This window comes from Shewanella sp. KCT (genome assembly GCF_007636505.1).
Taxonomy (GTDB): Bacteria; Pseudomonadota; Gammaproteobacteria; order Enterobacterales; family Shewanellaceae; genus Shewanella; species Shewanella halotolerans.
This window is the reverse complement of the sequence record NZ_LVDJ01000006.1, coordinates 162,459-176,156: the sequence shown is the minus strand read 5'-3', so window position 1 is coordinate 176,156 and position 13,698 is coordinate 162,459. Positions and strand designations below refer to the sequence as shown.

11 protein-coding genes are annotated in these 13,698 nt (G+C 56.5%); 4 read left to right on the top strand and 7 right to left on the bottom strand.

The features are described from left to right. Positions 1 to 18: 18 nt before the first annotated feature. Together AYI87_RS10845 and AYI87_RS10840 are read right to left on the bottom strand one after the other, a co-directional pair. Entirely contained in the window at positions 19 to 1,587 is a 1,569-nt protein-coding gene (locus AYI87_RS10845) for a PH domain-containing protein (RefSeq protein ID WP_144202011.1), read from the bottom strand. A 3-nt stretch (positions 1,588 to 1,590) separates the two neighbouring features. Beyond that, the gene (locus AYI87_RS10840) at positions 1,591 to 2,169 is read right to left on the bottom strand and encodes a PH domain-containing protein (protein WP_144202009.1); all 579 of its coding nucleotides are present in this window, start codon (positions 2,167 to 2,169) and stop codon (positions 1,591 to 1,593) included. A gap of 111 nt (positions 2,170 to 2,280) precedes the next feature. Here AYI87_RS10840 and AYI87_RS10835 point away from each other — a divergent pair, with 111 nt between their 5' ends. Then, positions 2,281 to 2,595, top strand: a complete 315-nt coding sequence (locus tag AYI87_RS10835) for a winged helix-turn-helix domain-containing protein (protein WP_186300607.1) — start codon at positions 2,281 to 2,283, stop codon at positions 2,593 to 2,595. A 54-nt stretch (positions 2,596 to 2,649) separates the two neighbouring features. On the opposite strand, the gene AYI87_RS10830 is transcribed toward AYI87_RS10835, so the two are convergent. Then, positions 2,650 to 2,973 (bottom strand): DUF2956 domain-containing protein, encoded by a 324-nt coding sequence (locus tag AYI87_RS10830; protein WP_144202007.1) that lies wholly within the window; start codon positions 2,971 to 2,973, stop codon positions 2,650 to 2,652. A gap of 187 nt (positions 2,974 to 3,160) precedes the next feature. On the opposite strand from AYI87_RS10830, the gene AYI87_RS10825 reads away from it, so the two are divergent. After that, complete coding sequence (locus AYI87_RS10825; RefSeq protein WP_144202005.1) at positions 3,161 to 4,471, top strand: short-chain fatty acid transporter; 1,311 nt, start codon at positions 3,161 to 3,163, stop codon at positions 4,469 to 4,471. Positions 4,472 to 4,576: 105 nt separating this feature from the next. Beyond that, the gene (locus AYI87_RS10820; RefSeq protein WP_144202003.1) at positions 4,577 to 6,442 is read left to right on the top strand and encodes an ABC transporter transmembrane domain-containing protein; all 1,866 of its coding nucleotides are present in this window, start codon (positions 4,577 to 4,579) and stop codon (positions 6,440 to 6,442) included. Between the two features lie 68 nt (positions 6,443 to 6,510). On the opposite strand, the gene AYI87_RS10815 is transcribed toward AYI87_RS10820, so the two are convergent. Continuing rightward, on the bottom strand, positions 6,511 to 7,491 hold the full coding sequence (locus AYI87_RS10815; RefSeq protein ID WP_144202001.1) for a DUF4382 domain-containing protein: 981 nt from the start codon (positions 7,489 to 7,491) through the stop codon (positions 6,511 to 6,513). 361 nt (positions 7,492 to 7,852) lie between these two features. Between AYI87_RS10815 and AYI87_RS10810 the strand changes: the two genes are divergently transcribed. Beyond that, entirely contained in the window at positions 7,853 to 8,365 is a 513-nt protein-coding gene (locus AYI87_RS10810) for a lipocalin family protein (protein WP_144201999.1), read from the top strand. 142 nt (positions 8,366 to 8,507) lie between these two features. On the opposite strand, the gene AYI87_RS10805 is transcribed toward AYI87_RS10810, so the two are convergent. From AYI87_RS10805 to AYI87_RS10795, 3 genes are all read right to left on the bottom strand, one after another. Then, positions 8,508 to 10,103 (bottom strand): AMP-binding protein, encoded by a 1,596-nt coding sequence (locus AYI87_RS10805; protein WP_144201997.1) that lies wholly within the window; start codon positions 10,101 to 10,103, stop codon positions 8,508 to 8,510. Positions 10,104 to 10,419: 316 nt separating this feature from the next. Then, a complete protein-coding gene (gene ccoG / locus AYI87_RS10800) occupies positions 10,420 to 11,862 on the bottom strand; it encodes a cytochrome c oxidase accessory protein CcoG (RefSeq protein WP_144201995.1) in 1,443 nt (480 codons plus the stop codon). 180 nt (positions 11,863 to 12,042) lie between these two features. Then, a complete protein-coding gene (locus AYI87_RS10795) occupies positions 12,043 to 13,491 on the bottom strand; it encodes a sigma-54 interaction domain-containing protein (protein WP_144201993.1) in 1,449 nt (482 codons plus the stop codon). Between the last annotated feature and the right edge of the window lie 207 nt (positions 13,492 to 13,698).

The following is a 13,698-nucleotide window of genomic DNA, read 5'->3' as shown; positions in this document are numbered from 1 at the left end:
GCTTATTGCCAGTTCTAGCTATATCCAGTTTTTCGGATCTTCTCTGGTCAAACTTAACGCGGTTTCGGCAATCAATCTAGCCTCTTCGAGGGGAATATAGGGGATCACCAGGGGGCCTGATGCCAGACCTAAGTGCAAGGTGGCCAAGGCATTACGCCTCTGCCCCGGCGTCTGTGAGATACAAACATCCTGGGTCTTACTCAGGGGAACCAGTCGCCAGGTCTGCCCCAGCGCACCTGTGTGGATCCAGCAGTCATCCCCCTCCAGGCAGTAGCCCCATTGACGATAGTTGAGATAGAGGCCGACAAGCGCCACCAGGGTGAAGCCGGCGACCAGTTCGGTAAAGGGGTTGAGGCCAAGGATAAGGGTCATCACCACAGGGATCAGTGCCAGCGGGATGGCGCGGCGCCAAAGCCAGCCGCTGTTTATCCCTTGATAACTGGAGGGCAGGGAGTTGGCCTTGGCCGCCAGGCTATCGAATCGGCCGAAGGCCTGAGGGATATCTTCACGACTCATGCTGGGGATCAGTAGGTGGCGCTTGGCGAGCTGCTCCACCTCATTACCTTTTACCTGCTCGAAATGTACCGTCCAACGCCCGATAAGCCTGCCGATGACGGGCTGCTCGAATCGGACAAGCTGCACCCTGTGCAGGCGCAGCGCATCTTGCTGTTTTGCCAGTATGCCGCCGGTTCGATGCAGCGTGCCCTGACGCAGGCTGAGGCGATAGGGGTAATACTTAAGCACGGCCGAGGCGATAGAGATGAGCGAGAGCAGTAGGTAGAGGAGTATTAGCGCGGCTGCTACCGCCAGGATTTGATAGATAAGTCCGGTGGCGATATTGGCCTGGTACCAGTGCCAGGCTTCCTGCACCATGCTGGTTTGTCCCAGGGATTCCCAGTCTACCTGGCCTATGATGGAGCCGGAGATTATTGAGAGCCAGATGAGGTTGTTCTGATAGAAGCCGAAGATCAGCAGATCTTTAAGATCTTTGGCTACCACCAGGCCTTCGCCCTGACGCCGGGATTGCGCGCTTGCCCGATTGGCCGTCATGCCCGCCTGTTGCGGCTCACTGGCAGGCGCCAGCATCTCGCCGTCGGCAGGCATAGCTTCAGAAGCTGCCTGTTGGGACTGGGAGGCAAACAGGTGTTTCTTGAGTTGCATGGCCTGGCGATAGTTGACCGCGGCCAGCACTGCCTCATCTTGCTTGGAGCCGGCCGTCTCCACCACCAGGCTGTAGAGGCCGAGCGGTCGGAAGTAGAGGGGCTGCTCCAGTCGCACATTTTGGATCTTGTTCAGCGGGATCTCCTGGGCGCGTTTAAACACCAGTCCCTGGCGGATCCCCAGCTTGGCGTCGCTGAGCCGATAGCGATACTTGGCCCATTGCAGGCTGGCATAGGTCAGAGTGACCAGGACCAGACCCGCGGCGACCAGCAGCAGCCAGGGGGAGTTGAATCCCCGCTGCCATCCGGTGTAGACCAGGGGGATCAGCGCGTAACCATTGGTCAGCAGCTGACGTAGGCTGCCGACACTGAAGCTGACGATCGACCAGGGAGACAGGCTCGCCCACTGGGCGAAGCGTGTACTCATGGGTTAATCCTCGCGCCCGTCGGGGGCTTGATGCTGTGGTGCCTGTTTTTGGGAGGCTTTGGCCAGTAGATGCTTACGCAGTGGCTCTGCCGTGTCGTCCCCCAGGCCTGGCAGGCTGATCTCGGCGCTGCCGCTACCTGCGCTGAAGCACTTGAGGGTGTGCTGATGAAAATAGCGCTCCAGTGGGCCCTGAGACAAGCTGACATGCTGCAGGCGAGTATAGGGCAGGGCGATCTTCTTATGCCAAATCAATCCCTTCTGCATGATGAATTCGTGATCGAACACGCCGTAGGCGATAGAGAGGGCGTAGCGATAGCGGCCGTAGCTGACGATACCAGCCAGGAAAAGCAGGCTCGTCACCAGGGCGATGATCAGGCTGCCCGGCAGGTTGAGCAGGATTGCGGCCAGGGGCGCTATGATCAGTAGCGGCGTGAAGATCAGCAGATTCTCTATCTGCACCTGATGCAGATAGGCCTGTTCCAGTGGTGTCAGTGGTACTTCATCTATGGCGATCCAGTCTGGCTGCTCCAGCCGACGCCTGGCCTGCATTGATGCCGAAGTTTGAGGAGTCACATCTTCCATTTGTTATCCTGCGAAAGTTGGCTATTGGCTGACTATAACATCTTTCCTTTGGTTGTCAGCCATTTGCACCTGTTTGTGATGCTTGTTTTATGTTACAAGATAATAAAAACCATGTTGAGAGAGGATGCCTTGAGCGCCGAGTTATCTAAGCAAAAAATTGCCTTCCTGAGAAAGCTCTATCTGGCCCATTTGATCGATAGTGAGCAGCATAATCTGCTGTCGCTGAACAAGGCCACCACCATGCCAAGGCGTACCCTGCAAGATGCCATCGCCGCCATGGGAGATATAGGTATCAGCTGTACTTTTGTGCAAGATGGTGAGCGCCATAATGCCGGTTATTATCGCCTCAACGACTGGGGGCCTATCGACAAGATCTGGGTGGCTAATAACATCGAGAGCATCACCCAATCGTTGAAGCATGACTGATCGCTGCCGCTAGACTGATCGCTGAGGTCAGATTGATTTCACAGGCCTAATGATTTAGTGATTCAGTAGGTAGAGGCCAATGAAGCCAAGCCAACTCAGGGCTAGCAGTAGCCAGGGCAGCTTGCTGGCTTTAGGCGCGGCCTGTAACCCGTCATCCATTGGCTCCATCGTTTGACGCTGCTTCTCCTTCAGGACCTGCTTGCGCTGCTTGTCCCTGTCTCTGGCCTTGCTCTTCTGGCGCTTCTTGTATTCGGCAATCCCCTTTTCTATCCCTTGGGCGATAAGCTTGGTCTGTTCCTTGGTTTGCCCGGGTTTCTGGGTGGCCTTGGCAATTTTCATCGCCTCATCTTTGGTTTCGTTGGAGATCTGCTGCGCCATAACGTCTTAAGCTGATGAATGTTGGCCTCACTATAACATGAGTCGCGCCACAGGGTTACACAGGCTTAGCCTCTGGTACGGCCTCTGCCCCTATACCATAGTATGAGTATGATTTTGTTAAGATATCGCTTAACCTGTCTGTGGCAAATTCAATCAATAATAATACCCTGCTATCAAGGACAAGATCATGCTTAATAAGGCCGCAAAACCTCTGGTCAAGTTGGTCGACCGCTATCTGCCCGACCCCTATATTTTCGTGTTACTCCTCACCCTGCTGGTGTTTGTCGCCGCCATGACGGTGGAACAGCAGAGTCCGCTGCAACTGGTGACCTACTGGGGCCAAGGCTTCTGGGCGCTGCTCAGCTTCTCGATGCAGATGTTGCTGGTGCTGGTGGCCGGTTACATGCTGGCCAGCTCGCCGCCCATTAAACGCCTGCTAGATAGCATCGCCGCCCTGGCCAAGAGTGCGCCCCAGGCGATCATCCTGGTGACTCTGGTGTCGCTGCTTGCCAGCTGGATCAACTGGGGCTTCGGCCTGGTGGTCGGCGCCCTGTTCGCCAAGGCGCTGGCGCGTCAGGTGAAGGTGGATTATCGCCTGCTGGTGGCCAGTGCCTATTCGGGGTTTGTGGTCTGGCATGGCGGCCTCGCCGGCTCCATCCCCCTGACCATAGCCACCAAGGGGCATTTCGCCGAGGACAAGATAGGCATCATAGCCACAGACAATACCATTTTCGCCGGCTTTAACCTGGCGCTGGTGGCTGTTCTGTTCGTGCTGATCCCCTTGGTTAACCGCTTCATGTTGCCAAGCGCTGATGAGAGCATCTATGTCGACAGGGACAAGCTAGCAGAGCCCGAGGTCGAGACCGAGGCGATCACCCGTCCGGCTGATTATCTGGAAAATAGCCGCCTACTGGCCTGGGCCGTGGGTGGGGCTGGTTTGGTTTACCTGGGACAATACTTCTTCGCTGCCGGCGGTAAGCTCAACCTGAATATCGTCAATTACCTGTTTCTGTTTCTCGCCATCATCCTGCATCAGACGCCTCGCAGCCTGCTGACCAGCCTCAATGAAGCGATCAAGGGCGGCGCCGGCATAGTGATCCAGTTCCCCTTCTATGCGGGGATCATGGCGCTCATGGTGCAGTCGGGTCTGGCTCAGAGTATTTCTTCGGGGTTCGTGGCCATCGCCAGCGCCGACACCCTGCCGTTCTGGAGCTTTATCAGTGCAGGTATCGTCAACATCTTCGTGCCGTCCGGTGGTGGGCAATGGGCGGTGCAGGCACCTATCATGTTGCCCGCCGCCGAGGCCTTGGGCGCCGATGTGGCAAGGGTCGCCATGGCGGTGGCCTGGGGCGATGCCTGGACCAATCTGATCCAGCCCTTCTGGGCCCTGCCTGTGCTGGCTATTGCAGGTCTTAAGGCGCGGGATATCATGGGCTTCTGCCTGATGCAGCTGATCATCACTGGCATAGTGATCAGTATCGGTTTGACCTGGTTCTAGTCAGATCCCCACCGATTAATCTCCGCAAACAAAACCCGCTTTTCCCGGCGGGTTTTGTTATTCTGTTAGTCAAGCCTGATACCGCTGCCGAAAAGGAATGCCAGCTTGTCTCAACCTCTCTCACCGACTGCCTCTCATGACGCACCTCCCGGCCCTAAGCGGTCAGCACCTCAACCTAAGCGACCAGGAGCGAAGAAAGCCGTTCTGCCCTGGATAGGCGGCTTCCTGCGTCCCTATCGCGGCAAAGTGATCGCCGCCATAGTGTTTCTGTTTATCGGCTCGCTGGCCTGGCTGTCCCTGGGCCAGGGGGTACGCCTCATGGTGGACGAGGGATTCCTGCGGGAGAACGGTGAGCGGCTCAACGAGATCATCTTGCTGGTGATTGGCATCACCGCGCTGAGCAGCTCCGCCATCTTCTGCCGCTTCTACCTCATGACCTGGCTTGGGGAACGGGTAAGCGCCGATATCCGCCTCAAGGTCTATGACCATCTGCTCAAGCTGTCGCCCGGTTTCTACGCCAGGCTGCGCACCGGCGAGGTGATCTCCCGCTTTACCGCCGATGCCACGCTGTTGCAATCTGTGGTGGGCTCTAGTCTCTCCATGGCGCTGCGCGCCAGCGTTACGGTGGTGGGCGGCCTGGTGATGATGGCGATCACCAGCCTTAAACTCACCGCCCTGGTGCTGCTGGCCGTGCCCCTGGTGCTGGGGCCTATCTTCTTCTTTGGCCGTAAGGTGCGCGAGCTGTCTCGTCGCAGCCAGGACAGGGTGGGCGACCTGGGTGCCTATGTGGATGAGTCGCTGCACGAGATCCACACAGTGCAGGCCTATTGCCATGAAGGCCGTGACAGACAGCTGTTTTCCGAGCGGGTCGAGGCCGTGATGGAGGCGGCCAGGGGGCGCATCAAGTATCGCGCCATTCTCATCTCCCTGGTGATGTTTCTCAGCATACTCGCCATCGCGTTAATTACCTGGGTGGGCGCCAAGGATGTGATGAGTGGGGCGATCACTCCGGGCGAGCTCTCCGCCTTCATGTTCTATGCCGTGATGGTGGCGGGCGCCGTGGCGACCATCAGCGAGGTGATCGGCGAGATCCAGCGCGCCGCCGGTGCGACGGAGCGGCTTATCGAGCTGGTGGGGACGCCTATCGATATTCCTCTGGCGCCACAACCAGTCAGCTTGCCGGCCAAGGTGCGCGGCGAGTTGAGGCTAGAGCAGGTGTGTTTCAGCTATCCTGTTCAGGCCAGTGCCGATAGTGCTGAGGAGATGGAAGCGCAGGCTGGCGTCGAGGTGATCCGTGGCCTGAGCCTGCATATCTCTCCCGGCGAGCGGGTGGCCCTGGTGGGGGCGAGCGGCGCCGGCAAGAGTACCCTGTTTGAGCTGTTGCAGCGCTTCTACCCCCTGGACAGCGGGGTGATCGCCCTGGACGGTATCGACATCGCCAGCCTGCGACCACAGGATTTGCGCCAGCAATATGCCCTGGTGCCCCAGGAATCGGTGATCTTCGCCACTAGCGTGCTGGAAAATGTGCGTTACGGTCGCCCGGGCGCCAGTCTGGAGGAGGTGCAGGCCGCCTGTGTTGCCGCACGCGCCGATGAGTTTATCTCTGATTTTAGCGAGGGCTATCAGACCTATCTGGGTGAACGCGGCGTGCGTCTATCCGGTGGTCAGAAGCAGCGTATCGCCATCGCGCGGGCGATATTGGCCGATAGGCCGGTATTGCTGCTGGATGAGGCCACCAGTGCCCTGGATGCGGTCAGCGAGCAGAAGGTGAAGCAGGCGCTGGATGTGCTGATGCAGGGGCGCACCACACTGATCATCGCCCATCGCCTGGCAACTGTGCTCAACGCCGACCGTATACTGGTGATGGATAAGGGGGAACTGATCGCCAGCGGTACCCATGGCGAGCTGATGCAGAGCAACAGCCTCTACCGCGAGTTCGCCAGCTTGCAGCTACTCTCGGAAGAGGCCTAAAGGATAGGAGAGTGAGATAAGGGCAGACAGGTTATATCTGCTCTTATCTGTTTCTATATTTAGCTAGACTAGCCTCTATGGCCGCCGTGGCCACCACCGCACTGATGGCGGGTTTCTCTGCCGCCATCTTCCACAGCGATCTCACCGCCATCTTCAAACAGCTTAAATGCGCCTTGAGTCATATCGTTTTGGGTCGGGGAGTCCAGGTGCCCGAGGCAGGTGTAGCCCACCCGATAGTTGCCAGCAGGCAGATAGCCCATGGCAAAGAACCAGTTACCATTAATGTCTTGGCGTATGGGGGAGATGGCCACCGGCGAGAAGAGGCCGTCGTCGCGGCTCTGCGCTATGTCGCCCATCTGCGCCAGGCTGGTCACCTCACTCGGGTAGAGATAGGCCATGTGGTAGAACTGGCCGCCCTCGGGGGCACTCGCTGCGTATTGAGTCTCACAATCGGCGATCCATTGAGGATCCATCTCGCCGAAGATGTGTCCCATGGTGTCGTCGTCGATGGAGTAGATACCCTGATGGTTGAGTTGATATTGGCCATCGGAAAGGTGCATTGACTGGTAGAGGTCGATCTCCATGGTCAGGTTAAGGTGCTGATGTTCGCCCAGGGTGAAGTTTGCCATGGGGAGGCGACCATCTTCTATCATCAGCGGGTGCTGGCCCTGGCCGTTTTCGATGAGGCAACCCTGGGCCTGATCGCCATTAACCAAGGTGAAGTGTACGTCGTGATATTGGCCTGCGGGGAGTTCTAGGCCGTCGATCACTCTGTGGCTGTCCATGCCTTGGTAGTCCAGCAGGTTAAACCTGTGCTGGGCCATATCCTGAGTGTGCCGCTGGCCATGAGCATCTGTCATCACCAGTTTATCGAACACCAGCTCGACCCGGCTGACCTGACTCATTGGAGAATCGGACAGGGCGATACTCACTGTACCTGTGGCGAGTGGCTCTGGTGGACTGGTGTCATCGGAGCCGCCGCAGCCGCTGAGCATAAGGCCAACGAGGGTGAAGGGTAAAAAAGCTAGGGGTAGAGTTAAGGGTCGCATCTTGATTAAACCTTTTAATGAGTTTTTTCTAATGGATATATTGATTCTAAGGAGTACTTGCACAAAATGTAGGGATTTGCTGGTTGAAATTTGTACTTTGTGAGTGGCCTAACGCTTAGGACGTTTAGCCCTTGATGGCCAAAATAAAGTGCGATAGGGAGGCGTGCTTTATCACTGGAGAGCTTTATTACATGAGAGCATTATTACAGGAGAGCATTATTACAAGAGAGCATTATTACAGGAGAGCGTTAGTGCTTGTGAACCTCAGGCGAGATCCCTGCGTATTGATTTAACGAATTGATTTAAAGAATTGGTTTAACGAATTGTTTTTCCAATATACCTCAATAAGTGGAGTATCGCGATGAGATGGCCTGTCACCTTTTCTCTTATTTGTCTGTTAACCCTGCTAACGGCATGTACCAGCGCACCCAAGGGGATAGCGCCGGTGGAGGGATTCGAACTCTCCAGATACCTGGGCACCTGGCATGAGATCGCCCGTCTGGATCATGGCTTCGAGCGCGGCCTGAGCCAGGTGACCGCCGAGTATCAACTGCGGGGCGATGGCGGCGTGAGTGTGACCAATCGCGGCTTCGATGCGCAATCACAAAGCTGGAAGAGCGCCGAGGGCAAGGCCTACTTTGTCCAGACGCCCGATATTGGCCACCTCAAGGTCTCCTTCTTCGGTCCCTTCTATGGTGCCTATGTGATCTACCGTCTGGATGCGGATTATCAGTACGCCTTCGTAACCAGCTATAACCGTGACTATCTCTGGCTGCTGGCGCGCTCGCCCGAGGTGGATGAGTCGGTACGACAAGCCTTTATCACCCAGGCCGAGAAGCTGGGGTTCGATACCCAGGCGCTCATTTGGGAGTAATAGAAAGCAGGGAGTAATAGATAGCTGGGCGAAATAGAGCTACTTATCCAACTCAGAGCGAATAAATGTGAGAATAAAAAATGGCGCCCGAGAAGGCGCCCTTTTTATGGCTTTTGAGGCTCAAATTGGTTGATTTAGCAGATTACTTCCTCAACTCACGACGCAGTATCTTACCCACGGTCGACTTGGGCAGTGCGGCCATGAACTCGATTATCTTGGGGAGCTTATAGGCGGCCAGCTGCGCGCGGCAATGTTCGAGCAGGGCCTGCTTAGTGGCATCGTTTGCCAGCTCAGGTTCTCGCAGCACTATGGCGGCCTTGACGGCCTCGCCGCTACGGCTGTCGTCGACGCCGATCACGGCACATTCCAGCACGCTCTCATGGGCAGCCAGCACATCTTCCACCTCGTTAGGATAGACGTTGAAGCCGGAGACGATGATCATATCCTTCTTGCGATCCACTATCTTGTGCATGCCATCTTCAGTGGCCAGGGCGATATCCCCGGTCTTGAAGAACCCATCGCTGGTCATCACCTTGGCGGTCTCCTCTGGCTTCTGCCAGTAGCCGCTCATCACCTGTGGCCCCTTGACCGCCAGCTCGCCTATCTCACCCTGAGACACCTCCTGCTCGTTGGCATCGAGGATCTTCACCTGAGTATCGATCACCGGGCGACCTATGGTGCCAAGACACTCGAGTCCCGGCGCGTTAACGGAGACCACGGGCGAGGTTTCCGACAGGCCATAACCTTCGGAGATGGTGCAGCCCGTGGTGGACTGCCAGACGCTGGCCGCCGCCTGAGTGAGTGCCGTACCACCAGAGATGGTGATCTTGAGGTGACTAAAGTCTAGCGCCTGGAAGGACTGCTGATGGCACAGACCGACAAACAGGGTGTTGAGGCCGGCAAAGCCGGTGAAGGGATGCTGGGACATGGTCTGAATAAGCGCGCTGATATCTCTCGGGTTGGGGATGAGTACGCTGCAGCCCCCTTGCTCGAAGTAGACGAAATTCACCATGAAGGCATAGATATGGTAGATGGGCAGGGGCGCGATAAAGATCTCCTCGCCCTCGACAAACTTGCTGGCCAGGCGCGACTGCACCTGCAGCATATTGGCCAGCAGGTTGCTGTGACTGAGCATGGCGCCCTTGGAGAGGCCCGTGGTGCCGCCCGTGTATTGCAGCGCCGCCAGGCTCTGCTGCGCGACCTCTATCGGGCGGTACTCGGCTTGGCTGCCCAGGGCCAATACCTGGTTAAAACCTATGTGGGCGAGCTGGCTGTCGGCCTGGGGTTGGGTTGCTATCAGATCCAGCGGATGGGTTGAAATTACCGTCTCTATCTGGGTCTCTGGGATCACGGCTTCCAGGGTTGGCAGCAGATCGCTCAGCACTACCAAGGCCTTGGCATCCGAGTCTCTGTATTGGTGGATCAGTTCTCGCTGGGTATACAAGGGATTAGTGTTGACCAGTATCATGCCGGCCCTGAGCGCGCCATAGGCGGCGATAACAAACTGGGTGATGTTGGGCAGCTGGATGGCGACCTTGTCGCCCACCTCAAGCTGGGTATGTTGCTGCAGGTAGGCGGCAAAGTAGCGGGAGTCGCGTTCTATATCGGCAAAACTGCTGGCCTTGCCCAGACACACATAGGCTGTCTTGTCGCCGTAGCGCTCGGCGGCCGTTTCGATCAGATCGATCAGTGATGCATATTTTTCCAGATCTACATGGGCATGTGAGTCATAGGCCATGGACGCGTCTCCTTTGCTTATTATTGTCGGTATTCTTGGGCGCAGCTAAAAATCAAACAGGTGTTTAGACTGTGCTAAAACGCGTCTAAGGTCAACCTCTGTCGGCCTAAAATAAAACAATCGTTTAACGATTATCTATCTGTTTAATATCGCTATTTTTATAGCGTGACAAAACCTACCTGGTCTGACCTGATGGAGCCGTTATTATCGGGTATTGCGAGAGGGACTTAGAGTGAGGCGTGAAAGCGATTGGGTAAAAATGCATATAAGTGTTGGCCCCGGTGGCCAGTAACACCACCGAGGCACACTCGAGTCCTTAGAAGGCGCTCAGGCTAAAGAAGGGACTGGCCTGGGAGACCTTCTCCTTGGGGTTACTCAGGTTGGTGACCGTAAAGGCGATGGTCTGTTTCTGCAGCTTAGCGCCGACAAAGTCCGGCTGCTTCTGTTCGAAAACCGTCACCGGATAGCTCAGCTGTTCACCGGCCTTGATCATCACCTGCTGTGAGGTCTCCTTGGCGAAGCCGTGGTTGCCAGTGTCCTTTAGGCTGATAAGGTACTGGTGATCCTCCTGGGTCTTGTTGCGGATCTTCAGGGTGTAGCTGTTTTCGATGCGGCCGTCACCTACCTCGCGGTAGAGGCTCTGGCGGTCGCGGATGACGTTGAGATCTATGCTCTGGTGGCGATAGAGATCCAGGGCGAACACGCTGAGCATGATGATCACCGCGATGCCATAGCCGACAAACTTGAAGGAGGTAAAACGTTTCGCTTCCTTCTTCTGCAGCTCGTTCTCGCTGGCGTAGCGGATCAAGCCCTTGTCATAGCCGAACTTGTCCATGGTCTGGTCGCAGGCATCGACGCAGGCACCGCAGTTGATGCACTCATATTGCAGGCCGTTACGAATATCTATCCCCGTGGGGCAGACATCGACACATAGATTACAGTCGACGCAGTCGCCGAGATCGGTAGCCTGTTTGCGTTTTCGCGGGCCGCGAGACTCGCCGCGAGCGGCGTCATAGGAAACGGTGAGGGTATTGGCGTCGAACATGGCCGACTGAAAGCGGGCGTAGGGACAGCAGTGCAGGCACATCTGCTCACGCATCCAGCCTGCGTTGAGGTAGGTACACAGGGCGAAGAACCAGACCCAGGCGGTGACCCAGAAACTGGCGCTTAGGGTAAAGATCTGTGGATAGAGCTCGCTGGCCGGGATGAAGTAGGCGATGAAACCACAGCCGGTGATCAGCCCCGCCAGTGCCCAGGCCAGATGCTTGGCGCCGCGTTTAAGCACCTTCTCAAGACTCCAGGGAGCCTTATCCAGGGCGTGACGCTTGTTGCTGTTGCCCTCAATCTGCCGCTCTATCCAGACGAAGGCGAAGCTCCAGCTGGTCTGAGGGCAGAGGTAGCCACACCAGACGCGGCCCCAAAAGACGGTGACGAAGAAGAGGGCGAAGGCGGCGATGATAAACAGCCAGGCCAGCAGGGTGAAATCCTGCGGCCACAGGGTCAGGTTGAAGAAGTGAAACTCCTGACGCTCCACGTCCAAGAGGATCGCCTGGCGTCCCTGATAGGGGATGAAGGGCAACAGGAAGAAGAAGAGGATAAGCAGGCTATTGAGGCCGGTGCGCAGACGCTGAAAGCGCCCCTTCTGTTCTTTTATGTGTATCTTACCGCGCTGCACCGGCAAATTGGTCACGGGGATGGCCTGGCCCAGGGCGGCCTTGGTGGCGATTGGGTTCTCTGTACTGCTGAGATCTTGACTCATTGGCTTTCCAAACTCTTGCTAGGGGAATTGCCGACAGCCAATGCAAGTTGGGAACCAAGTTTTGTTGCTTTGTAAGTGTTTGAAACTAAATGGGTTTAATTCATCTTCTCTATTTTGGTTTAGCGATATATCGTGCTTTGGCGATATATCGCTAATCTGTATGCGATCACTCAAGACGCTTTAGGCCGGACGCTTGATCCCCAGCTTGAGCATACGGGATCTCAGGGTGCTGGCGGGCAGCCCGAGCAAATTGGCGGCGCCGTTGGGGCCCGAGATTCGCCAGTTGAGCCGCTTCAGGGTGCGGCGGATATGAGCAGCCTCGACCTGCTGCAGGGTCTGAAACTCCCCCTTGTCTTGGGGCTGCGGCTCGGCCTGTAGCGCGGGGATCTGTAGGATCTGACCGTGACAGAGTATGGTCTGACGCTCGATAACGTTCTGCAGCTCACGCACGTTGCCGGGCCAGTGATAGGCCATCAGGTGCTGCATGCCTTGCTTGCTGACCCCTTTGATCTTCTTGCCCAGCTTATGGTTGAGGTTGAGGAGGATATCGCTGACCAATAGTGGAATATCTTGCAGCCGCTCTCTGAGTGGTGGCACATGCAACGGAAAGACATTGAGGCGATAGTAGAGATCCATGCGAAACAGCCCCTGCTGTACCCGCTTTAGCAGATCGTGATGGGTGGCGGTGACTAGGCGGATATTCACCTTGATGGGAGTACTGCTGCCCACACGCTCGAACTCCTGCTCCTGGATCACCCTGAGCAGCTTAGACTGGGCCTCGAGGGAAAGCTCGGCCACCTCATCGAGAAACAAAGTGCCCTGATGGGCCAGCTCGAATCGCCCCTTGCGGCGGCTGGTTGCGCCGGTGAAGGCGCCCTTCTCGTGGCCGAAGAGCTCGCTCTCTAATAGGGTGGGGGAGAAGGCGGCGCAGTTGACGCTCACCAGGGGCTGATCGCTGCGATCGCTGAGCGCATGTATGTTGCGGGCCACTAACTCCTTACCTGTACCGTTCTCGCCGTTGATCAGCACGGTACTGCTGGTGTTGGCCACCAGTTTTATCTGCTGGATAAGCGACTGTATCGTCTCGCTCTCGCCCGAGATATTGACCTCCTGACGATGGCTGGCCAGCTCGGTGAGCAGGTAGTCATTCTCGTTGGCCAGCTTCTCCGACAGGGCCTGTACCTGCTTGAGCGCCTCCCTGAGTGAGGCTTCTGTTTGCTTCTGAATGCTGATATCGCGAAATATCGCGACCACGCCTATGAGGCGATCGTTCTTGTAGACGGGGGTCGAGGTGTAGTGCACCGGGAAGCTGCTGCCGTCCTTGCGCCAGAAGAGATCATGGCTGATCTCCCGGGCGATGCCGTCGTGCAGCGTGTTGTAGATGGGGCACTCTTCCTGGGGATAGGGGCTGCCATCGGCGTGGCTGTGGTGGTGACAGTCGTGGATGTTCTTACCCAGCAACTCTTCGGCCTTCCAGCCCGTCATCCGCTCGGCGGCAGGGTTGATAAAGACGGCATTGCCCTCTAGGTCGAAGCCGTAGATCCCTTCGCCTACCGCGTTGAGTAGCAGTTTGTTCTCGGGTAGAAAGTCCACATGGGCATCATCGACCCTTGGGTGTTTACAAGCCATGTTCGCCGCTCCTTGCTGGCAATGATTGTTGTGCTATCTCACTCTTAATGTGAGGCCTGTATGCTAGTCGTGGAGAGTCATTTTCGAACAGTTACTCTTCGTAAGTCTCTAGAAAAGTCACTTATTTAATGTCGCTCAGCCTTTAAATGCACATTTTAACTAACCTCTCACTTAGCCCCTATATTAGCTCGTTTTCTTGAATGGCGT